Here is a 20,800-nt window from a genome sequence, read left to right on the forward strand (position 1 = left end):
CCGGTCAGCCGAGGCCGGGCGGGGTGGCGGCGACGCGGGCCGGAGTGCGCAGATGCTCGCCGACGCGCTTGACGAGGCGGGCCATCTCGTAGGCGATGAGGCCCATGTCGGCGGTGGCCGTGCTCAGTACGGCCAGGCAGGAGCCGTCCCCGGCCGCGACCACGAACAGGAACGCGTGGTCCATCTCCACCATCGTCTGCCGCACGCCACCGGCGTGGAAGTGCCGTCCGGCGCCCTTGGCCAGGCTGTTGAACCCGGACGCGACGGCGGCGAGGTGTTCGGCGTCGTCCCGGGTGAGCGCGCTGGAGGAGCCCACGGCCAGGCCGTCGTTGGAGAGGACGACAGCGTGGCGGACGTCCGGCACGCGCGCGGCGAGGTCGTCCAGCAGCCAGTCCAGTTCGCCCGAGGGGCGTTGGGGGGCGATCCGCTCGTGCTCGATCATCGGTGGTCTCCTTCACGGGTACGGGGGCGGGGGCGCGGCTCGGCGGTGGGAGCGGGGGCGGGTCCGCGGGTGCCTCTGGTCCAGCCGTCGCGGTAGGCGGTCATACGGGCCCTCACCTGCTCCGGCGTACGCCCCGGGGCCTTCGCCGACCCGGGCTCGGGGTCGTCGTCGGCGCCGTGCGGTGCGAGGGAGGGCGATGCGGACCGCGGGTGGCCGGCGGGGGCCTCGCGCAGCTGCGGTGCTAGGTGGGTCTGGCGCATCCGGCGGGGCAGGCCCGCCGGAGCGGTGCCGCTGCCGAGAGGGTCGGGGGCGGATGGGGGTGGCGGGGAAGCGGGTCGCGGGTGCAGGTTGCGGACGGCGGTGGGAGGGGGTTCAGGGGTACGGCTGGGTCGGGCTGCCGTCGGTGGGGCGGATGCGGGGGTTGGTGGGGAGGTGGGGGTTGGTCGGGGCGCGGGTGGGGATGTGCGGGTCGTTGGGGTGTGCAGCGAGGGGCGTACGGGACGGTTCGCCGGGGCGTTCGCGGGGTGCCCGCTCGGTGGGGTGGAGGCGGCTCGGCCGGGGGCGGGCCGCGCTCCGGGGGCGGGTGGCACCGTGTTCCCGCGGGGAGCGGCCGGATGGGCGCTCTGGAGCAGTGCGGTGGGCAGCAGGACGACCGCCGTCGTACCTCCGTAGGGCGAGGTGCGCAGGTGGACCCTGATCTCGTGGCGCGCGGAAAGCCGGCGGACCACGAACAGGCCCAGACGGTCACTGTCGAAGAGGTCCAGGGCCTCGGAGTGCTCGATGCGGCGGTTGGCCCGTTCCAGGGCGTCCTTGCCCATGCCCAGGCCGCGGTCCTCGATCTCCAGGGCGTAGCCGTTGCCGACCGGTTCGCCGGTGACACGGACCTTGGTGTGGGGCGGGGAGAACTGGGCGGCGTTCTCGACCAGTTCGGCGAGGAGGTGGGTGAGGTCCGCGACGGCGGTGCCCACCACGGCGGCCTCCGGGAGGTGGCGCACCTCCACGCGCGCGTAGTCCTCGATCTCGGACACCGCGGCCCTGACGACACTGGTCAGCGGTACCGCTGTCCGCCAGGCCCGGCCGGGGGCCTGTCCGGACAGGATGATGAGGCTCTCGGCGTGCCGGCGCATCCGGGTGGTGAGGTGGTCCAGCCGGAAGAGGTCGTCCAGTTCAGCCGGGTCGTCCACGCGGCGCTCCATGCTGTCGAGCAGGTGCAGCTGCCGGTGGACCAGGACTTGGCTGCGGCGGGCGAGGTTGACGAACACGCCGGAGATGCCCCGGCTGAGTTCGGCGCGCTCGGCGGCGGCGCTGAGCGCGGCGCGGTGCACGGTGCCGAGGGCTTCGGCGACGTGCCCGATCTCGTCGTGGGCGGGTGGTCCCTGCGGGGCTTCGGCGTGGACGTCCAGTTCCTCGCCCGCCCGCAGCCGCCGCATGGCGTGCGGGAGCCGGTGCCGGGCGATTTCGAGGGCGCTGTTGCGGAGGGCGACCAGTTCGACGACGAGGGCGCGGCCGGTTCGTACGGAGATGACGAGGGAGGCGGCGACGGCGGCGAGGCCGAGGAGGACGGCTGCGCCGGCGGGGGTCAGGACACCGCTCGTCAGCGGGTCCGCGCCGTCGTCCGCCCCATCGCGGGCCGTTGCTTCGAGGTCGGCGAGGGCGTCTCGTACGGCGGCGTGGTGCGGGTCCCAGGCCGCGGCGGGTACGGCGGTGGCCGCGCGGCGCCCGGCGGGTGCGGCGGCGACCTTGTCCTCGGCCGCGGTGACCTTGCGGTACGGCTCCTGGGTGGAGAGCGTCGTCCAGGGGTCGCTCCCGGCGCCCGCCGGGCTGGTGCCGGGGAGGTCGGAGGCGGCCGTGCGGAGCAGGATCCGCCGGGCCTCCACGGCTCCGGTGAACTGCCGCAGTCTCGGGGCCGGGAGGCTGCCCGTGAGGTGGGCGGAGGTCAGCAGGGCGTCCTCACGGGCGAGCATCTCACCGGCGTGGGACAGTTCGAGGAGCACGCGCGCGTGGGGCCTGTCGCCGGAGTCTCCGGCGGTGGTCAGCGCGCCGCTCACCTCCAGGCCGGTCGCGATGGTGTCGGTGTAGGTCGCGTAGACGCTGTCCCAGGGCGCGTCGCCGGCGAGGACGGCCGCGCGCAGGGCGGGCAGCCGCTGGGCGCGGTCGGTGAAGCGGCGGATGCGGTCGGAGACGTCGGCCGGCAGGCCGCCGCCGTCGGCCACGGTGTGCCCTTTCCCGAGGAGGAGTTCCGCGACGGCGGCGTCCGTACGGCGCGCCTGCTGCCGGAGTTCGTCGGCGGACACCGAGGCGGGGGCGGAGGCCGGGGCGGAGGGCGCTGCGCCTGCCGCGGCGACCTGGCGTACGGCGGCGCGGCGTTCGGCCTGGAGGGAGGTGATGGCGGTGGCGACAGGTTCGCGTATGAGTTCGTCCACGCGGCGCAGTTCGCGCAGGCGGGCCACGTCCTGTGCCGTGGTGACGGTGGCGAACCCCCACAGGGCGAGGAGGGACACGACGGGGACCATCAGAAGGGCGATGATTCTGGCGCGTACGGTACGGGGCCGCCGCAGACCCCGGCGGCGGGCGGTACGGCGTGGCGCGGACGCCGGGGGCGGTGACGGCGCCGGCGGTGGTGGCGGCTGTGGCCGCGAGGTGGTGACGGCTGCGGCGGCGTGTGCGCGCCGTCCCGGACGGGCGCCGGGGCCTGGGGCGGTAGGCGGAGTGGGCATGGCGTCCTCGTTCGGGGATGCGTGCGGGTCCGTGCGGGTCTGCCGGCCGGCCGTGGGGCGGCGGGGCTATGACCGGGCGGTGGGAACGCGCGGGTCGGTGGGCAGTGTGGGGGACGAGGCAGAGGTGGCGGTGTGTGTCGGGCCCGGTTCGCGCGGCGGCGCGGGCGGGTCGGCCGGCCGCTCCGCCGAGGCGTACTCCGCGCGCTCGCGGGCGGTCGGTGAGAGGGCGACGAAGGCGGCGGTGAGGAAGAGGTACGAGCCGAGTCCGACCGCGAGCGGAAAGATGAACTGCATCGCCGTCGCTCCCGGCAACTCGTTCGCGGACGGTGACACGTCGACGCGGACGGCGCTCATGCCCGTGTAGTGCATGCTGCTGACGGCGGCCCCCATCACGAGTGACGCGATGGTGACCGCCACGGGGGACGTGATGTGGAGGGCTGCCCACAGTGCGGCGGTGGCGGCGACCACGGCGATCACGACGGAGAGGGCGACGAGCGGCGGATCGTACGTCACCGTGCCGTTCAGCCGCAGGGCCGCCATGCCCAGGTAGTGCATGCTGGCCACCCCGAGGCCCGTGGTCAGCCCGCCGAGCAGGAGCCCCCGCAGCTTGTCGCGGGCGTACCCGACGGCGAACACCCCTCCGCCGACGACGAGCATGGCGACGAGCAGGCTCAGCACGGTGAGGGGGACGTCGTAGTGGATGTCGGTACCGGTTACCCCGAAGCCGAGCATGGCGACGAAGTGCATCGTCCAGATGCCGGTGCCGATGGCGGACGCGGCGGTGAGCAGCCAGTTCCGGCGGGAGGCTCCGGTCGTTTCGAGCGCGCGCACGGTGCAGCGCAGGCCGAGGGCGGCTCCGATGCAGGCCATCGTGTACGACAGCACGGGGGTCAGCCAGCCGAAGGTGGCGTGGTCCAGGTGTCCCATGGCCCAGGGACGCTAGACCTGAGGGGGGCGCACAGGGGGGCGCATTTCGAAAACAGGCGGAATATGACAGAGAGAGGATGACGGACGACCGGGGCACGCTCGGGCAGGTGCACCGTACGGTCGGCGGAACAGTACGGGATCATGCTCGTATGACCGACGACCACACAGACGTCCAGCAGTTCTTCACGGCTCGGGCGGCCGACTGGGACGCGCGCTTCCCCGATGACGGGCCGAAGTTCGCCGCCGCGGTCGCCGAGATGGGGCTGCGCCCCGGTGACACCGTGCTCGACGCCGGGTGCGGAACCGGCCGCGCCCTGCCGCACCTGCGTGTGGCCGTGGGTCCCGAGGGCACCGTTCTGGGCGCGGACCTGACCCCCGCCATGCTTGCGGCGGCCGTGCGGGCCGGGCGGCAACGCAGCGGGACTCTGCTGCTCACCGACGTGGCCCGGCTGCCGCTGCGCGACGGCGTCCTGGACGGGGTGTTCGGCGCGGGGCTGGTGTCCCACCTTCCCCGGCCCGCCGACGACCTGCGGGAGCTGGCGCGGGCGGTACGGCCCGGCGGCCGGCTGGCGCTCTTCCACCCCGTCGGCCGCGCCGCCCTGGCCGCCCGCCAGGGGCGCTGCCTCACCGGCGACGACCTGCGTGCCGAGCCGAACCTGCGCCCCCTGCTGGCGGAGGCGGGGTGGGACATGGTCCGGTACGCGGACGAGGACGAGCGCTTTCTGGCGCTGGCCGTACGCCGCGGCTGACTGCGGGAGGGGGCGGGTGGCTGCGGTGACGGGACGGCGGCCTCGTCGTCGTACGACTGGTCATCGAGGTTCGGCGTGGGCGGGACCGCGAGCGGGACTGTGGGTGGCACCCGTGGCGTCTCCCTTGGCCGGCGCAGTGATCTGAGGCTGCGGCACGCTCGGTTCGCGCAGGGTGCGGAGGAGCAGCCAGCTCAGCACGGGCATCAGGACGAGAGGCGTCAGGGCGGTCCGCAGCGAGGTGGCATCGGCGAGGCTGCCGATGGCCGGGCCCGCGATGCCGCCGATGCTGATGGCCAGGCCGAGGGTGATGCCGCTCGCGGTGCCGACCCGGGAGGGCAGGTAGTCCTGGCCGAGGGTGACCTGAAGCGAGAAGGGCACGTAGAGGCCCATCGAGGTCAGTGCCACGAACAGATAGAGGGGCGGGCCCGGCACCCACACCACGCCCGCGATGGCCACGGCCGTGATCAGGTACGACCAGCGCGAGACCGTCACGCGGTCCCAGCGAGCGGCCAGGAACCCGCCGAGAACCGAGCCGATCGCCCCGCCGAGGTAGAGCACGGACAGGGCCGCTGTGCCCGCGGCCATGCTGCCGCCCAGGCGCTGCCGGGCATACAGCGAGATGAAGGTGCTCAAGCCGATGAACGCAATCGACCGGAAGACCACCGCCAGCGACAGTTGGACGAACGAGGTGGTGTCGTCGCTCCCGGTCGGCACCTTCATACGGAACCCGTCGGCCTGCCTCAACTGCTGCGCGCGCACCACGCACAGGCACATCGCGGCGCCGGCGAGGGCCGGCAGCACCAGCAGCGGCGTCCAGCGCAGTCCCCCGGTGGCCACCACGGCGGCGACCGTGAGCGGGGCCAGCGCGAAACCGATGTTGCCGCCCGTGGAGAACCAGCCCATGGCCCGGTGACTGCCTCGACCGGCGATACGGGCGACGCGGGCGGATTCGGGGTGGTAGGCGGCCACGCCGATCCCCGACAGCGCCACACACACGAGCGTGAGGGCGTACGAGCCGCTCAGGCCGCTCAGGGCGATGCCGGCACCGGCGAGCAGCGTGCTCACCGGCAGCAGCCAGGGCAGGGGCCAGCGGTCGGTGAGCGCGCCGAACACCGGCTGCGCCACCGAGGACAGCAGCGAAGCGGCCAGCACGACGCCTGAGGCGACCGCGTAGGTGTAGGCACGCTCGGCGATGAAGAACGGCAACAGGGCCGCCACGGCGCCCTGGTAGAAGTCGACGCAGGCGTGGCCCACGGACAGCAGAACGATCGGTGTGTTCCCTCGCATGCCGCCATGCTCCGCGCCGGGCGTCCTGTCGCGCTTCCGATAACCTGCCACATGATGAGGGAAATCCGCCACGATCCCGTGGCCCCGACCCGCACGCAGTGGTTGAGGTCCGGCGGCTCGATCGACGCCCACCGGCACGACGACCACCAGATCATCTACGCGGGCCGCGGAGTGGTGGCGGTCGCAACCGGCGAGGGCTCCTGGATCGCCCCGGGTACGCGCGCCATCTGGGTGCCTGCCGGTACGGTGCACGCGCACCGGGCCTTCGGTGAACTGGACCTGCATTTGGTGGGGTTGCCCGCCACGGAGAACCCGCTCGGCCTCGACTCACCGACCGTGCTGGCCGTCGGCCCCCTGCTTCGTGAACTGATCATCGCCTACACCCGCGCCGAGGACGACGACAGCCCCGAACGGGCACGCCTTCACGCGGTGCTCCTCGACCAATTACGGGCCTCGCCCCAGCAGCCGCTGCACCTGCCTACCCCCACCGCACCCCTGCTGCGCACCCTGTGCGACATCCTGCAGGCCGATCCGGGCGACAGCCGCACGCTCGCCGAACTCGGCCGCGAGGTGGGGGCGAGCGACCGCACCCTGTCCCGGCTGTTCCGCCGTGACCTCGGCATGTCCTTCCCGCAGTGGCGCACACAGCTGCGCCTCCACCACGCGTTGGTCCTCCTGACGGAGCGGACGCCGGTGACGGCGGTGGCCCACCAGTGCGGCTGGTCGTCCACCAGCGCCTTCATCGACGTGTTCCGTCGCACGTTCGGCCACACCCCAGGCTCCTACCGGGCCGGCTGAGGGCACGCCGGACCGGCTGAGGGCACGTACGAGTCCTCGGCACGGCCCGGGCCCGGCGCGTGGCCTTCGGCGGTCCCTACTCCAGCATGCGTTCCGCGTCGTCCGGCACCCAGGGGAAGGGGCCTTCGGGCCATCGGGCGGCTGCCCACGCCTCAAGATCAACGGCGAGCACCGCGTCGATGAAGGCCTGCGGGGGCCGGTATCCGTGGGCGGTGCCGACATTCAGACGCGGCGGTGCCGACATTCAGGCGGAGGTACGTCGGGCGGTACCAGAGCGCGTAGAAGCCCGACTCCCTGTCTGTGAAAGCGTCCTCGTCCTGGTAGTCGTACTCGCTGAGATCTGCGGAGAACATCCGCACATCATCGTCGTGCCACCGCGACGACACCCGTGCGGCCGGTGAACGCGCTCTTGCCGTCCCCTTCTGCCGGGGCGGACGGGACTTTACGTTGGAGGAACAGCGTCGACGACCGGTGGTGTTCCACCGCCGCGCAGCGGAAGGGTGAGCCCTGTGTTCAACGGACTCCGCACGATGTCCAGCCGCTTCGGTTCCGTCTCCGAGTCTCTGAGGTCTCGGTTCGGGCCCGCCCGTACGTCCGGCCCTGCCGCGCGGGAGGGAGGCGGCGGGGCGGGCCGTGCCGGTGGGGCGCGGCCGCACAACATCTTCGAGGCCGCGGCCGCCTATGTGGCGGCATGTGCGGAGGACGACCAGGACCGGATCGACGAGGCGGAGGGGTGGGTCTCCCCCGAGGCGCTCTCCTTCGGGGTGAGCGAGCTGGCGTGCCGCGCGGTGATCGCCCTGGCCCGGGAGCGCGGCGAGTCGCCGCAGACGGTGACCCGCCGGCTCATGGGCCTCCCGGCCGCCTGATCTCGCGCACCTCGGGGCGCCACCCGTGCTCGCGGTTCGTGCGGCCGGCCTCTCGACGCCTGGGTTACTCGCTGGTTAAGGTGCGCCGACACCATTCGGAGGGAGGCGGCCATGGCCGGGACTGAACCGGTGGAGGTCGGCGACCCGGAGGACGACGCGCTGTATGTGCTGACCGCCGTCCTGCTGACCCCGGCCCAGTTCCCCAGCGTGCTCGGCGACGACTACCCCGAGGCGTGTGCGGCACTGGGACTGGAGCCGTACGCCGAGGGGTACGGGCTGGTGCTCGGCCAGGACGGGGAGGGCGCCCGCTGGACGGTCGTCGTGGACGATGTGTCGCTGGTGGCCGTGGCGATCGCGTCCTGGGACTGCGGGATGGAGTACGACCTGTCCCCCGACGAGCGCAGTGTGGTGGTGGCTCTCCCGGGCTGGCCGCTCGCCCTGGCCGTCGCCGCTCCGCACGTGCCTGAGCCGCACGACCCGGAGACCGCCCCCGGTGAGCGTCCTCCCCTGGTGCCCCCGGACCCCCGGGAGTGGGGGCCCGCGCAGCGCAGGATGGGTGCCGACGAGGTGGCCCTCCAGTGGGCGAGCTGGCGTGACCAGCTCGGCGAGGACGCGTTCGCGGGGGGCGGGGAGGGTGCGGCCTCTCCCCGGCCGGTGGACGGTGAGCCCGCGGCTCCTTCGGAGTCCGGTGAGCCCGTCGCTGCGGCTCCGGCGCCCGAGGCGGACGTATTGGCGGGTGGCTCCGGGGCGGCCGGCCGGTCCACGGACGGCGGGCACCGTGCTCTGCGCCGGGTCCTGACCGAGCTGCGCGGCTATCTGCGGGAGCCCCCGCCGCCGGGCCGGGTCAGGTCCGGGTTCGCCCCCGGCGGGGCCCGGACGCTGCGGGCGGACGGCCCCGGCTGGTCGGTCGTCGCGCGGACGGACGACATCGCCTTCGTCCTGCTGGACGAGATGCCTCGCGAGGTGCTGCCGGTCGGCCGGGGGCCCAAGCTGCCCGCCCTGCTGGCCGCTCTCGACTCAATGGCGGAACGCCCCGCCTGACGGGAGGGGCGGCTCGGCGCCACGAGTGACGTGAAGCGGGCGGCTCGGCGCCACGACTGAACGGGAGCGGGCGGCTCGGCGGCACGGACGGGGCGGCCAGACTCCCGGCCGGCCCGCCGCCCCGGTCAGCCACCGGTCAGTGCCCGGTCGGCCCTCGGAATGCCGCCGCTCAGCCGCCGGTGTCGGCGGCGGCGCACGGTCGGTGCCCGGGGCCGGGCCCGTGATCGCCGCCGCCTTGTCGGCGGCCGTACCGGTCAGCCGCTGGGTTCGGCGGCGCCGTCCTCGGGCGTGTCCTCGGCGGGCGTCCGGTCCCGGTCCTCGCTGTCCGCCGCCTCGCCGAGGTCCGGGTCCCAATGGTCGGGGCCGTTGCCCGCCTGCTCGTCGGGCATGTCCCTCGGCACTCCGGGGCCACTCTCTCCGGCGCCCTCGAGCCGCTTGTCATCCATGGTTTCTCCCTCCGGTGTTCCGGGCGGAGCGGGTACCCCGGCGCGCGCCGCTCAGACCGGCCCAGGCGGGCGAAATGATCGTTCCCACACCGGTCGCCGCCCGGTCCGGGTCGTGGCAGCCCCGGTCAGCGGCCGAGCTCCTTACGGCTGACGCGGCGCAGCCGGCGCCGCTGGCCCGGGTCCAGGGCCAGGTAGGCGACGGCCGGGACGCCGATCAGCACCAGCAGCGACATCCAGAATCCGATGAGTGGCCAGAGGAGGAGGCCGACGGCCACTCCCCCGATAATGATCTTCGTTCTTGTGGTCATCGCTCGACGCCTTCCTCGCGGCCGACGGCCGTGTCTGCTCTCAGAACGCATGGTGGAGCGTGCCGGTTCCGATCCCGCACCGGGCGCTCGGGAAGGGAAAGGGTCCTGTGGTCCTGGTCCTAGTGGAGCCGGCGGCACCCGGGTTCCGGGAGGCAAACCGACCCGACCACCAACGTACGGACAAGAACACCTCCGCGGCCATGGCGCCACCACCCCTCTTCGGCCTGGGGAGACCCGGAGTGCGAGGAGGGGGCTGCCCGCACCCCTCCCTCGTAGTGGCGCACGTCACTCCCTCAAGCCCCGGTCCGACGCGACCGATCGGGTACCCTCGGCGCTTCCACCTTCAGTAGTCAAATTTGAGGAATACGTCAGCGCTGTGCACCAGCTTTCCGAAGCCCTGCTCCACGCGACACCCGATCCGTCACGACTGGCCGCCTGCACCGTCCTCTTCCTGCCCGCCGACCCGCCCCGTACGTCCCGGGTCGCCTTCGCACTGCCCCACGACGACACTTCGACCACCGGAGCGGTCGAGGAGTTCGCCGTCGCCACCGCGGACGGTGCCCTGGACTCGGTGCGCGCGCTGGTGATGCCCGTAGGGGACGCCCTTCCGGTACTCACCCGGGCCGGCCGGAGGGCGGGTGCCTCGGACGCCGCCGCCTTCTGGAGCGCCGCCGCCCTCCTCGCCCTGCAGTTCACCGCCCGGGGCCTGCTGCTGCCGGGCATCAGCGCCACCGACCAGGACGCGTGGCGGGCCGGCCCGTTCACGGCCGAGGACCTGGACCGGGTGCGGAACCTGGCCGCCTCGATGCCGCCCGCGGCCCACGCCGTGCCCATCGGGCGGGCGGCCGACGGTATGCCGCTGCTGGCCGAACCGGAAGGGCTGCTGCGCTCCTTCCTCGACGCGGTCGCCGACACGCTGCCCCGGACCCCCGCGGCACAGCTCGCCACGGGCGGTGCCCCCTTCGCCTCGTACGAGCCGCAGCACATCCCGGAGCAGCGGACCTGGGCGGCGGACGTGGCGGCGGGCCATGACGCCGGTGTACGGCTGTCGCTGCGGATCGACGTGCCCGATCTGGACTCGGCGGCCGCGCCGGCCTTCCGGGCCGTGCTCCAGCTGCACAGCGCCGAGGACCCCGCACTGGTCGCGGAGGCCGCCGACGTGTGGGCCGAGGCGCCCGGCGGGGCAGGGAACCGTTTCGGGCCGCGTGCCCGGATGGACGCCCTGCTCGCCCTGCGCCGTGCGGTACGCGCGTGGCCGGCGCTCGCTCCGCTGCTGTCCGCCTCCGTGCCCGACGCCATCGACCTGGCCGACGAGGAGGTGGCCGAGCTGCTCGGACCGGCATCACGGGCGCTGGCCGCCACCGGCGTACAGGTGCACTGGCCCCGGCGGATGGCACGCTCCCTGACCGCACGGGCCGTCGTCGGACCGCCGGACGGGGAGGAACAGGGGCGGCACGCGCGCGGTGAGCGCGACTCGGAGCTGCCGTCCTTCCTCGGCGCCGACGCGCTCCTCGCCTTCAACTGGCGTTTCGCGGTGGGCGGGCACGAACTGTCCCGGCACGAGCTGGACCGGCTCGCCGAGTCCGGACGGCCGCTGGTACGGCTGCGTGACCAGTGGGTGCTGATCGACCCGGAGGAGGCCCGCCGAGCCCGGGAGCGGCAGGACCGGACGGTCACACCCATCGACGCCCTCGGGGCCGTGCTCACCGGCACCACGGAAGTGGACGGCCACCCGGTGGACGTCGAGCCCTCCGGCTGGCTCCGGGCGCTGCGCGACCGGCTCGCCGACCCCGAGGGCGACCGGGCGGGTGAGGGCGGCGGGGAGATCGCCCAGCCGGCCGCCCTCGCCGCGACCCTCCGCGACTACCAGCTGCGCGGGCTCAACTGGCTGCACCGGATGACCTCGCTCGGCCTCGGCGCCTGTCTCGCCGACGACATGGGTCTGGGCAAGACCATCACCCTCATCGCGCTGCACCTGCACCGGCAGACCGATCCGTCCGCCGCCGGGCCGACCCTGGTTGTCTGTCCGACGTCCCTGATGGGCAACTGGCAGCGGGAGGTGGAGAAGTTCGCCCCGGGCACGCGCGTGCGCCGGTTCCACGGTTCCGGACGGGATCTGGAGGGCCTGGAGGACGGCGAGTTCGTCCTCACCACGTACGGCACCATGCGTCTCGACGCGGCCCGGCTGGCGCGCGTGGAGTGGGGCATGGTGGTCGCCGACGAGGCGCAGCACGTCAAGAATCCGTACTCGGCCACCGCCGCTCAGCTCCGGACCATCGGTGCCAAGGCACGCGTGGCGCTCACCGGCACTCCGGTGGAGAACAACCTATCCGAGCTGTGGGCGGTCCTCGACTGGACGACCCCCGGGCTGCTGGGCCGCCTGGGGACGTTCCGGAGCCGGTACGCGCAGGCCGTCGAGGGCGGCGCCGATCCCGCCGCCACACGCCGGCTGGCGGCCCTCGTACGGCCGTTCCTGCTGCGCCGCCGGAAGTCCGACCCCGGTATCGCGCCCGAACTGCCGCCGAAGACGGAGACCGACCGGACGGTGTCGCTGACGCCCGAGCAGGCGGGCCTGTACGAGGCGGTCGTACGGGAGACCCTGGCCGCCGTCGCGGAGGCGGACGGCATGGAGCGCCGGGGGCTCGTCGTGGCGCTGCTGACGGCGCTCAAGCAGATCTGCAACCACCCGGCGCAGTACCTCAAGGAGGATCACCCGAGGATCGCGGGCCGCTCGGGCAAGCTGGAGCTGCTGGACGAGCTGCTGGACACCGTCCTGGCCGAGGGGGCGAGCGTGCTGGTCTTCACCCAGTACGTGCGGATGGCCCGCCTGCTGGAGCGGCACCTGGCGGCACGTGGCGTGCGGACGCAGTTCCTGCACGGCGGGACGCCGGTGGGCGAGCGGGAGGCGATGGTGAACCGTTTCCAGGCCGGTGAGGTCCCCGTCTTCCTGCTGTCGTTGAAGGCGGCCGGCACCGGGCTGAACCTCACCCGTGCGGAGCACGTCGTCCACTACGACCGCTGGTGGAACCCGGCCGTCGAGGCGCAGGCGACGGACCGGGCGTACCGCATCGGGCAGACCCGGCCCGTACAGGTCCACCGCCTGATCGCGGAGGGCACCGTCGAGGACCGGATCGCGGACATGCTGGCCCGCAAGAAGGAGCTGGCCGACTCGGTGCTGGGCTCCGGCGAGGACGGCGGTCCAGGGGCTTTGACTGAACTGACCGACGCGGAGCTGGCGGAACTCGTGTCCCTTCGGGGTGCACCGGAGGGACAGGGTGTGACGGGCGGACGAGGGAGTGGGCGATGAGCAGGGAACGGGACGAGCTGGAACGGACGTTCCAGCCCATGCCCCCCGCGCACGGCCGGGGCTTCGCGGAGAGCTGGTGGGGTCGTACGTGGCTGCGGGCGCTGGAGGACGCCGCGCTCGACGGGCGGCAGGTGAAGCAGGGGCGCGCACTGGCGCGGGCGGGTGCCGTGGGCGCGGTGGCGGTGCGGCCCGGCCGGATCACCGCCGTGGTGACCGACCGGGACGGTACGGCGCAGCGCAGTGATGTGCTGCTGCGCGAGCTGTCGGAGGAGGAGTGGGACCGGTTCCTGGGCATGGCGGTCGGCCGGGCGGGGCACATCGCCGCCCTCCTCGACCGTGACATGCCGCCGCACCTGGTGGAGGACGCGGCCGAGGCGGGTGTGGAGTTGCTGCCCGGCCTCGGTGATCTGGAGCCGGAGTGCGAATGCGGGACGTGGGACCACTGCGCCCACACGGCGGCGCTCTGCTACCAGGTGGCGCGGCTGCTGGACCAGGACCCCTTTGTGCTGCTGCTGATGCGGGGGCGTGGGGAGCGGCGACTGCTCGACGCGTTGCAGGCCCGCAGCGCGGTACGGAACGGGCGGGACGGCGATGCGGTGGCGGGCGTCGCGCCGGGCGGGGCGGTGCCGGAGGGCGTACGGGCGGACGAGGCGTTCGCCATGGGCGGCATCCTCCCGCCGCTGCCGCCACCGCCCGCGCTGCCCCAGGCCCCTGGGCAGCCGCCGTCGCTGGACACCGAGTCGCGCCCGGCCCCGGGCGTCGATCCGGACGCGCTGGAGCTGCTCGCGGCGGACGCGGCGGCCCGGGCCCACCGGATGCTCGCCCAGGCGCTCATGGACGGCCACGAGGACCGGCCGGTCGAGGCGCCTCTGACGGCCGGTCAGGACGCGGTACGGCTGGCCGCCACCGCCGCGTGGCCGTCCGCCGCGCGGGAGCGTCTCGCCGCCGGGACCGGCCGCCGGCGTAGTGATCTGGAGGTGGCCACACGCGCGTGGCGGCTGGGAGGCGCGGCGGCGCTGGCCGTACTGGAGGAGGACTGGACGCCCGGACCGGAGCTCCTGGCCCGCGCCGCCGCACGGCTCGCCACCGCGTGGGAGGACGGCGAGCGCCCGGCCCTCCGTACGGACGGCCCCGGCCGCTGGACGGCCGCCGATGCCGGCGTACAGCTGCGGTTGGACCGCGAGGGCCGGTGGTGGCCCTTCCGCGAGAAGTCCGGCCACTGGTCCCCCGCCGGGCTGTCGGACCCGGACCCCGCCGCCGCGCTGGCGGGCGCCCTGCCGCCCCCGGCCGAGGACGCCTGACAATGCCGGGGGCCGGTCGCTCGTGCGCGGAGGGTGACCCCGTTGCCGAGCGGCCGGGGGGCGGCACGGGGTTGAAGGTCGATGGCCCGCCCCTCGTATGCGGGAGGCCGCCACGCATGGGGACACTGTGCTGAACGGTCACCGTCGTGAGGAGGAGCGGGGGAAGTGGAGAGGGGCGAGCTGCCGTATGAGTCCGTGAGGTACGCCGCCACGTGCCAGAACTGTGGGGCGGAGCTGGAGTGCTGCGGGGTGCAGGTCCTGGCAGGCGGCGGATTGCGCTGGGACGTCGAGTCGGCCTGTGCCGTCTGCGGGTTCGCGCTGGCCGCGTGCGGTGGCGACATGCCGGATGCGAGGCGGCGGCAGATGCTCGCCGAGCACGGTCCCACGCGGCTGGAGGTGAGCGGCCCATCGACGCAGGATGGCGTCACCGTCATGCGCGTCGTGCGGGCTGAGCTGGGCGTGGACCTGGCAGGCGCCAAGGCGGTGGCGCGCCGCGTGCTGAACGGTGGCTACTCGGGCACGTACCCCGAGGTGGAACTCCTGGCGCGCGCGTTGCGAGCGTGCGGAATCAACGCGTCGGCCGTTCGCCCGGAGGGGCTCGACGCGGAACTTTGGAGGGCGACCCCGAGGGGGCAGGGTGGCGGGCAGAATGAGCGGCTTGGTTGACCAGGGGGACGGCGGCTTCACGCTGCCGCGGGGTGCGACGGGCTTTTGCCGGCCGAAGGACGGTCCGCTCCCGGAGACGGAGCTGCGCGCGTTCCGCGCCGCTCTGTACGCCGCTGCCCGCGTCGCCGGAGGCACGGTGGGCGAGCTGGAGGAACGGGTGTATCCCCGGACCTACCACATCGCGACAGTGGTCGGGCACGACGGCGAGAGCGTTGTGCTGTGTCACGCTCACCACCCCTGGGTCGCCTTCGCCGATGTACATCGGGACTGATACGCGGAGGGCTTCGTGGCGGCGCCGTTGTGGGCCCAAGCCTTCGCTGACGCGGGTTTCACGGTCATGGGCGGCGAACTGCTCGCCACACCGCTCGCCGAAACGGACACCTCTACGCTCACCAGGGCCGAGTGGCGGAACGTCCGCTCCTACGGCGTCACCACGTTGGGTGGCATCCTCTTCAACGCGTGGGACTGACGCGAACAGCCACTCGGAGCGCGTGAACTCGGCGTCAGGCGGCCGTCCGTGTCGCCTCGGCAACGACGCAGCCCTTGTATTCGGCCCCTGTACCGTTGCCGTCGTAGGCCACTGATGCGTGCCCGGGCTGGGAGGCGGAGCCGCGCACCAGCAGCCCATCGACGGTGGCCTGCACCGGAGCGATGCCTTCGTCCGCCGTCTCACCCTGGAATCGCAGCGCGAGATCGTACGTGTAGTCCTGCCGCTCGTCGTTGGTGACGGTGAAGCGCACCACAAGCCGGTCCAGTTCCATGCCGCAGCTGTCGATGAGGACGTCCTGCTTGGCGTCGAGGCGTCCATGCGTCTCGCTCGCCACCGCACTGGGCCTGTGGCCATCAGGATCGTGGGCGCCGGAACCGGCGCAGCCGCCGAGAGCCAGAAGCACGGCTGTCAGCAGGATCGCTGTCGGCTCGGGACGTAAGTGCACGTGGACCCCCGTCGGCACAACCGTGGTCATACGGCCGGTCGTGAGCCTAACAGCGCGATCGCTGGAGTGGTGGTGCGTTCGGGGGACGTTTCGGGGGACGGCAGGCCGCCCCCGCGAAGCGGGTGAACAGACCGGGTCGGCGCGGGGGTGACCAGTGCCGTACCGTCTCGGTGCACGTGTTCTTGAGGGGGTTCGGAGTATGGAGACAGCGTTCGACGTCGCCGAGCGGCGCGCCTGGGCCGGACGGGCCGACGCGTATGCCGCGGGCTTCGCCAAGCTCTGCGCGTACCCGGTCCCCAGGCTCCTGGAGGCCGCCGGAGTGCGGACGGGCACCCGGGTGCTCGATGTGGGGACCGGCACGGGTGGCGCGGCGGCGGGTGCGTGTGCGCGGGGAGCGGTGGTGACGGTGGTCGATGCGGACCCGGGCGTGGTCGCTCGTGCGGCCGTGGCGGTCCCCGAGGCGGTCGTACGCCTGGCAGCCCTGCCCTGTCTTCCCTTCGGTTACGGTGAATTCGACGCGGCCGTGGGCAACTTCGTCATCAACCACGTCGGTCGTCCTCTGCAGGCCCTGCGGGAGCTCCGGCGCGTGACGAGGCCGGGCGGAACGGTCGCCGTCACCATCTGGCCGGCTCCCCCGGCAGCCGGTCAGGCGCTGCTCGGGAAGGCTCTGCGGGCGGCCGGCGTGGAACGTCCCCGGCACCTCCCCGCTCTGGCGCCCGAGGACGACTTTCCGCGCACGGAATGGGGTCTGGCGGCGCTGCTGCGCGAGTCGGGTTTGATGGATGTCGCCTGCGACGCGATGTCTTGGGATCATGTGACGACGGTCGAGGAGTGGTGGCTGGGACCGGCTGCCGGAGTGGCGACGGTCGGCCAGATGGTGACGAGCCAGGCTCCGGCGGTGATCGCCGACATCAGGAAGCACTTTGAGTCGCTGGCCCAGGAGTTCGCCGGTCCGGGTGGCACCCTCGTACTGCCTCACACTGCTTTGATCGCGTCCGGCCGGGTGTGACGTCATCGCCTCGGCGATGTGATGCACGCTGGTCCTGCCAGGTGCTTCAGACCACCGCGCCCAGGCCCACGCCCAGGGCTATGTCCGGGCGTTCGTCGTGGAGTTCGGTGGCGAGGCCGGCTGGTGGTCGTGGGAGTGGGTGCGGTGAGGGGGCCAGGGTCTGCCATTCGCGGGGGGACATGCCATAGGCGCCCTTGAACGTGCGGCTGAAGTGGGAGGGGCTGGTGAAGCCCCAGCGGTGGGCGACCGCCGCGACGGTGAGGCGGCGGCCCGTGCGGCTCAGGTCGGTGCGGCAGGCTTCGAGTCTGCGGCGGCGGATCCACTGGCTCACCGTCGTGCCGTCCTGCTGGAACAGTTTGTGCAGGTACCGGACGGAGATGAAGTGGGCGCGCGCGATCGAGACCGGTGAGAGCTGCGGGTCCATGAGGTGTTCCTCGATGTACGCGCGGATCCGGGCCAGCATGTCGGCGCCGGCGCTCGGGGAGGCGGCGGGGGCGGGCTCGCGGTCCGTTGCCGTGGCCGTGGCCGTGGCGAGGAGTTCGACGACCAGGACGGAGAGGAGGTGGACGGCCGTGCGGGAGAGGCGGTCGCCGACCGTGGAGCGGCGGAACTCCGCCTTGGCGGCCAGGGCGGAGAGGAAGTCCGACACCAGCGCACCCAACCCGTGGCGACCGGGGGCGGGGATTCCCACCACCCGGTCCAGCTCCGGTCCGGTGGCGCCGAGTTGGCGCCGGGGGACCCGGAAGAACGTCATCCGGGCGCCGTCGCCGAAGTGGAGGAGACCCGGGCGGGCGGGGTCGTGGAAGACCAGGTCGCCCGGGGCCAGTTCGCGCCGGGATCCGTCCCGGACGAGGGTGATCCGTCCCTGGACGTGCATGCCCAGGTAGAGGCAGTCGCCGCCGTCCTCGAGGGCCGGGGGGTGGGACAGGCTGCGGACCAGCCACGGGCCGGGCGATGTCAGTGATCGGGTCAAGGAAACTCCACACCGTAGGTTCTCATGACCATTCTGTGAAGGTGACGTTGTGATCGCCTCGTACGCATCGCCCATCCTGGCGGAGGGCATGGGGTATACGAAGCCGTTACTCTCCGCTGTCACGGCTTCGGACCAGGCGCGTCAGGTCCTGGCGCGAGGCGATCCCCAGCTTGGTGTAGACGCGGCGTACGTGCGTGCCGACCGTGTGCGGCGACAGGGCGAGCTCCGTCGCCACCTGGCGGTTCGTCAGGCCGCGTGCCACCAGGCGTACGACACGGAGCTCGGCACCCGTCAGCTCGGGCCAGTCCTGGGCGTACCCGGCCGAGGAGGGTTCCCTGCGTACACCGGCGGCACGCAGCCGGCGCCGGACCCGCTCGACGTCCCGGGTGGCCCCCGCCCGGGTGTAGAGGGCGAGGGCGGTGCTCAGGTGGGGTACCGCTTCGGGGGTACGGGTGGCTGCCAGCTTGCGTCCGGCGTCCTCCAGCGCCGAGGCGCGGGCCAGCGGCCGGTCGCCGTCCTCGTAGAGGCGCGCCGCGCGGAGGAGGAGCCCGAGGTCGTTGCCGAGCAGGGCACGGGCATGCGCGGCGGTGGCGGCAAGGATCGGGTGCCCCGGATTGAGCGCCGCCCGCCGCTCGGCCGCGTCCACCGCCGCCGCGGCCCACTCGTGGGCACCGGCCCGGAGCGCCACCCGGACGAGGGCCTGGGCCTCCCCCGGGTCGAGGAGGCCCGGGAGGAGCAGCCGTTCCTCGGGGAGGGAAGCGGGCTGCTCGTTGCGCGCGGCCGGGGCGTCCAACCCGGCCAGGGCGCTGAGCCCGGCCGGGTTGCTGAGGGCCGCTGGGGTGTTGGCTGCGGCCGGGTCGTGGGCGATGGGTGGGTCATTCATGGTGGCCTGGGTCTTGGGCGCTGTTGGGTCGCTGAGGGTGGCCCCTTCGTCCAGCGCGGCCCGGACGCGCGTGGGCCGGCCCTCCGCGTCGGCCAGCAGCGCGAGCATCCAGGCGGCCGTGGCGCGCACGGCGGCGGGTGCGGTGTCCCTCCGTAGCAGTCGTCGCGCCGCTTCCCCGGCGCGGGCCAGCTCGTCCCGGTCGCCCGTGTGCAGCGCGATGTGCAGGCGCGTCGGCACCAGCGTCACGGCGGCCAGGTCACCCACGGCGGCCGGATCACCCATGGCGGCTGGGTCTCCCCCGCCCCACCCGCCCCCCGCCCGGTACACGGCCTCGGTCTCGGCCCGTGCCTCCGCCGGACGCCCCAGGTCCAGGAGCGCCCGCGCGCGGACCGACGCCCAGCCGCCCGCTCCCGAACCGGTGCTCGCGGCGGTGGCCATGGCGAGTGCCTCGCGGGAGCGCCCGGTCGCGTTCAGCAGGAGGCCCTGCCAGAGAGCCTCCGGCGTGTCCGCCGCCTGCCCGGACCCCAGGGCGGCAGCGCGTTCCGCGTGCCGGAACGCGCTGTTCCAGTCCATCCGGTACAGGCACATCACCGATTCCGCCACCGCGAGAGTGACTTCGGCTGCGGGATCGGCGGCGGCCCACTCCCGGGCCGGGGCGGGGGTCGACTCCGCCGCCGCGTACTTGCCCGACAGGGCCAGCGCCAGGCACCGGAGCGCGAGCAGTCGTGCACGCAGGTGCGGCGGAACGCCGGGCAGTGCGGCGCCCGCGCCGGCCTGCCGGGCCGCCTCGGCGAAGTCGGAGGGGAGGGCCTGCCGGGCCAGTTCGAGGTGCGTCCGGGCTTCGGTCTCGGCTGCGTCCGCCCCGGTCGCCGGGGAGGGCAGGGTCGGCCGGTGCCGGATCGCAGCGCGCTCTTCCGGGTGGCCGGACGTCCGGCGGGACGGCGGCAGTCCGGCCGCCACCGCCTCACGGACCAGGGCGTGGCGGAACGCCAGTACCTCGCCGTCCTCCGTGAGCAGGTCGGCGTCCAGTGCTTCCCGTACGGCGCCGAGCAGCGCCACCGCCGGGCGCCCGAGCAACTCGCCCAGCGACTCCACCGTGACCGGCGGCTCCGCCACGGCCACGGTCTCCACGAGTGCGCGAGCCGCCCCGGACAGCAGGGCGAGCCGGCGCTCGACGAAGGCGAGGGACCGGGGTGCCTCGTCCACCACCGTCCTCCCCCCGTCCGTGAAAGCGCCGAGCAGTTCCACCAGCAGCGCCGGTACCCCTTCGGCACGACGGGCGAGCCGGAGGTCGCCCGGGCCGGGGACGGCGCCCAGAAGGTCCGCCGCGATCCGCGCGACCGCCCGGTCGTCGAGCGGCTCCAGTGAGAGGGCGTGTGCCCCGGATTCCCGGATCCTTTCCAGCGTCGTACGCACCCTCGGCGGCACGCTCCCGCCGCGCACCGCCACCAGCCACAGCACCGGGTGCGACACGAGCCGGGCGGCGACGGTGTGGAAGGTCAGCAGGGTCAGGTCGTCGCACCACTGGAGGTCGTCCAGCACGACGACCAGCGGCCCGCCGCGCGCCACCTCCCGCAAACGGTCAGCCAGTTCGTGCAGCAGCCAGAAGCGGCTGCCCGGCTCCTGGGCGAGGTCCCGCAGGCGAGCGGCACCGGGCAGGGGATCCTCGCCGCACAACAGCCCTTCGAGCAGCGGACCGAGGCCCGGCGCGACAGCCGGCCCGAGCGGGCCGGGCAAGCCGGAAAGGCCGGGCCGGCCCAGGGAGCCGAGCGGCTGGCCGCCCTCACCAACGCGCCCGCCCCCATCGGCGTACGCCCCCTCACCAACGCACCCGCCCCCACCGGCGTACGCACCCGCGTCAGCGCTCCCCTGGAACACCCGCATTCCGCGTCGGCGCGCCGATGCCGCCGCCTCCGCCAGGAGCCGGGTCCTGCCACTGCCCGGGGGGCCTTCGATCCGTACGATCGCGCCCGTGCCGAGGGCCAGCCGGTCGAGCCGGTCCTCGATGTACGCCCGTTCCGTCTCCCTGCCGCGCAGGGGCGTCCGTCCGGGAGGGGCGGGATCGGTGCCGAGGTCCTCGGGGCGGGGCCTGGTCGTCACGCGGACCAGTATGGGACATCCCGCCCACGCCCCCGGGCGCCGGGC

Annotated in this window: 19 protein-coding genes; 10 read left to right on the top strand and 9 right to left on the bottom strand. The window is 73.9% G+C overall.

Annotation, left to right across the window (positions count from 1 at the left end; genetic code table 11):
• Window positions 1–4 precede the first annotated feature (4 nt).
• The 3 genes from ACF08D_RS28445 to ACF08D_RS28455 all read right to left on the bottom strand — a co-directional run bounded on the left by ACF08D_RS28445 (window position 5) and on the right by ACF08D_RS28455 (window position 4,086).
• A complete protein-coding gene (locus ACF08D_RS28445) occupies window positions 5–442 on the bottom strand; it encodes a roadblock/LC7 domain-containing protein (RefSeq protein WP_392226595.1) in 438 nt (145 codons plus the stop codon).
• Window positions 439–3,159, bottom strand: a complete 2,721-nt coding sequence (locus ACF08D_RS28450; protein WP_392226596.1) for a nitrate- and nitrite sensing domain-containing protein — start codon at window positions 3,157–3,159, stop codon at window positions 439–441. The genes ACF08D_RS28445 and ACF08D_RS28450 overlap by 4 nt, the downstream gene beginning before the upstream one ends.
• Window positions 3,160–3,225: 66 nt before the next feature.
• A complete protein-coding gene (locus ACF08D_RS28455; protein ID WP_392226598.1) occupies window positions 3,226–4,086 on the bottom strand; it encodes an MHYT domain-containing protein in 861 nt (286 codons plus the stop codon).
• A gap of 149 nt (window positions 4,087–4,235) precedes the next feature.
• Between ACF08D_RS28455 and ACF08D_RS28460 the strand changes: the two genes are divergently transcribed.
• Window positions 4,236–4,835: a class I SAM-dependent methyltransferase gene (locus ACF08D_RS28460; RefSeq protein ID WP_392226599.1), complete on the top strand. Its 600-nt coding sequence runs from the start codon at window positions 4,236–4,238 to the stop codon at window positions 4,833–4,835.
• A gap of 60 nt (window positions 4,836–4,895) precedes the next feature.
• Here the strand turns inward: ACF08D_RS28460 and ACF08D_RS28465 are convergent, their stop codons facing one another.
• Entirely contained in the window at window positions 4,896–6,122 is a 1,227-nt protein-coding gene (locus tag ACF08D_RS28465; RefSeq protein WP_392226601.1) for an MFS transporter, read from the bottom strand.
• 54 nt (window positions 6,123–6,176) lie between these two features.
• Between ACF08D_RS28465 and ACF08D_RS28470 the strand changes: the two genes are divergently transcribed.
• The 3 genes from ACF08D_RS28470 to ACF08D_RS28480 all read left to right on the top strand — a co-directional run bounded on the left by ACF08D_RS28470 (window position 6,177) and on the right by ACF08D_RS28480 (window position 8,827).
• Window positions 6,177–6,920 carry an AraC family transcriptional regulator gene (locus tag ACF08D_RS28470; RefSeq protein ID WP_392227084.1) on the top strand — a complete coding sequence of 248 codons (744 nt, stop codon included), beginning with the start codon at window positions 6,177–6,179 and terminating at the stop codon, window positions 6,918–6,920.
• A gap of 530 nt (window positions 6,921–7,450) precedes the next feature.
• Window positions 7,451–7,786 (top strand): hypothetical protein, encoded by a 336-nt coding sequence (locus ACF08D_RS28475; protein WP_392227086.1) that lies wholly within the window; start codon window positions 7,451–7,453, stop codon window positions 7,784–7,786.
• Window positions 7,787–7,897: 111 nt separating this feature from the next.
• Complete coding sequence (locus ACF08D_RS28480) at window positions 7,898–8,827, top strand: hypothetical protein (RefSeq protein WP_392226603.1); 930 nt, start codon at window positions 7,898–7,900, stop codon at window positions 8,825–8,827.
• 254 nt (window positions 8,828–9,081) lie between these two features.
• Here the strand turns inward: ACF08D_RS28480 and ACF08D_RS28485 are convergent, their stop codons facing one another.
• Window positions 9,082–9,273 carry a hypothetical protein gene (locus ACF08D_RS28485; RefSeq protein ID WP_392226605.1) on the bottom strand — a complete coding sequence of 64 codons (192 nt, stop codon included), beginning with the start codon at window positions 9,271–9,273 and terminating at the stop codon, window positions 9,082–9,084.
• A 125-nt stretch (window positions 9,274–9,398) separates the two neighbouring features.
• Window positions 9,399–9,581: a hypothetical protein gene (locus tag ACF08D_RS28490; protein ID WP_392226606.1), complete on the bottom strand. Its 183-nt coding sequence runs from the start codon at window positions 9,579–9,581 to the stop codon at window positions 9,399–9,401.
• A 376-nt stretch (window positions 9,582–9,957) separates the two neighbouring features.
• Here ACF08D_RS28490 and ACF08D_RS28495 point away from each other — a divergent pair, with 376 nt between their 5' ends.
• The 5 genes from ACF08D_RS28495 (at window position 9,958) to ACF08D_RS28515 (ending at window position 15,324) form a co-directional block, all read left to right on the top strand.
• Complete coding sequence (locus ACF08D_RS28495) at window positions 9,958–12,888, top strand: SNF2-related protein (RefSeq protein WP_392226608.1); 2,931 nt, start codon at window positions 9,958–9,960, stop codon at window positions 12,886–12,888.
• Window positions 12,885–14,189, top strand: coding sequence for an SWF or SNF family helicase (locus ACF08D_RS28500; protein ID WP_392226610.1), 1,305 nt, complete (start codon window positions 12,885–12,887; stop codon window positions 14,187–14,189). Before ACF08D_RS28495 ends, ACF08D_RS28500 begins: the two co-directional genes overlap by 4 nt.
• A 249-nt stretch (window positions 14,190–14,438) precedes the next feature.
• Window positions 14,439–14,855, top strand: coding sequence for a hypothetical protein (locus ACF08D_RS28505; RefSeq protein WP_392226612.1), 417 nt, complete (start codon window positions 14,439–14,441; stop codon window positions 14,853–14,855).
• A complete protein-coding gene (locus tag ACF08D_RS28510) occupies window positions 14,848–15,126 on the top strand; it encodes a hypothetical protein (protein ID WP_392226613.1) in 279 nt (92 codons plus the stop codon). Before ACF08D_RS28505 ends, ACF08D_RS28510 begins: the two co-directional genes overlap by 8 nt.
• A 15-nt stretch (window positions 15,127–15,141) precedes the next feature.
• The gene (locus tag ACF08D_RS28515) at window positions 15,142–15,324 is read left to right on the top strand and encodes a hypothetical protein (RefSeq protein ID WP_392226615.1); all 183 of its coding nucleotides are present in this window, start codon (window positions 15,142–15,144) and stop codon (window positions 15,322–15,324) included.
• 34 nt (window positions 15,325–15,358) lie between these two features.
• Here the strand turns inward: ACF08D_RS28515 and ACF08D_RS28520 are convergent, their stop codons facing one another.
• Window positions 15,359–15,820 carry a hypothetical protein gene (locus tag ACF08D_RS28520; RefSeq protein WP_392226617.1) on the bottom strand — a complete coding sequence of 154 codons (462 nt, stop codon included), beginning with the start codon at window positions 15,818–15,820 and terminating at the stop codon, window positions 15,359–15,361.
• Between the two features lie 169 nt (window positions 15,821–15,989).
• Here ACF08D_RS28520 and ACF08D_RS28525 point away from each other — a divergent pair, with 169 nt between their 5' ends.
• A complete protein-coding gene (locus tag ACF08D_RS28525) occupies window positions 15,990–16,799 on the top strand; it encodes a class I SAM-dependent methyltransferase (RefSeq protein WP_392226619.1) in 810 nt (269 codons plus the stop codon).
• A 46-nt stretch (window positions 16,800–16,845) separates the two neighbouring features.
• Here ACF08D_RS28525 and ACF08D_RS28530 read toward each other — a convergent pair whose 3' ends face one another.
• Entirely contained in the window at window positions 16,846–17,772 is a 927-nt protein-coding gene (locus ACF08D_RS28530; protein ID WP_392226621.1) for a helix-turn-helix domain-containing protein, read from the bottom strand.
• A gap of 106 nt (window positions 17,773–17,878) precedes the next feature.
• Window positions 17,879–20,755 carry an AAA family ATPase gene (locus ACF08D_RS28535; RefSeq protein ID WP_392226623.1) on the bottom strand — a complete coding sequence of 959 codons (2,877 nt, stop codon included), beginning with the start codon at window positions 20,753–20,755 and terminating at the stop codon, window positions 17,879–17,881.
• Window positions 20,756–20,800 lie beyond the last annotated feature (45 nt).

It is taken from the genome of Streptomyces sp. NPDC015131 (genome assembly GCF_043079975.1).
Classification (GTDB): domain Bacteria; phylum Actinomycetota; class Actinomycetes; order Streptomycetales; family Streptomycetaceae; genus Streptomyces.

Bases quoted from the DNA above. Each gene is read 5' to 3' on its own strand.
- ACF08D_RS28445 (WP_392226595.1), bottom strand. From the start codon at position 442: ATGATCGAGCACGAGCGGATCGCCCCCCAACGCCCCTCGGGCGAACTG.
- ACF08D_RS28450 (WP_392226596.1), bottom strand. From the start codon at position 3,159: ATGCCCACTCCGCCTACCGCCCCAGGCCCCGGCGCCCGTCCGGGACGG.
- ACF08D_RS28455 (WP_392226598.1), bottom strand. From the start codon at position 4,086: ATGGGACACCTGGACCACGCCACCTTCGGCTGGCTGACCCCCGTGCTG.
- ACF08D_RS28460 (WP_392226599.1), top strand. From the start codon at position 4,236: ATGACCGACGACCACACAGACGTCCAGCAGTTCTTCACGGCTCGGGCG.
- ACF08D_RS28465 (WP_392226601.1), bottom strand. From the start codon at position 6,122: ATGCGAGGGAACACACCGATCGTTCTGCTGTCCGTGGGCCACGCCTGC.
- ACF08D_RS28470 (WP_392227084.1), top strand. From the start codon at position 6,177: ATGAGGGAAATCCGCCACGATCCCGTGGCCCCGACCCGCACGCAGTGG.
- ACF08D_RS28475 (WP_392227086.1), top strand. From the start codon at position 7,451: ATGTCCAGCCGCTTCGGTTCCGTCTCCGAGTCTCTGAGGTCTCGGTTC.
- ACF08D_RS28480 (WP_392226603.1), top strand. From the start codon at position 7,898: ATGGCCGGGACTGAACCGGTGGAGGTCGGCGACCCGGAGGACGACGCG.
- ACF08D_RS28485 (WP_392226605.1), bottom strand. From the start codon at position 9,273: ATGGATGACAAGCGGCTCGAGGGCGCCGGAGAGAGTGGCCCCGGAGTG.
- ACF08D_RS28490 (WP_392226606.1), bottom strand. From the start codon at position 9,581: ATGACCACAAGAACGAAGATCATTATCGGGGGAGTGGCCGTCGGCCTC.
- ACF08D_RS28500 (WP_392226610.1), top strand. From the start codon at position 12,885: ATGAGCAGGGAACGGGACGAGCTGGAACGGACGTTCCAGCCCATGCCC.
- ACF08D_RS28520 (WP_392226617.1), bottom strand. From the start codon at position 15,820: ATGACCACGGTTGTGCCGACGGGGGTCCACGTGCACTTACGTCCCGAG.
- ACF08D_RS28525 (WP_392226619.1), top strand. From the start codon at position 15,990: ATGGAGACAGCGTTCGACGTCGCCGAGCGGCGCGCCTGGGCCGGACGG.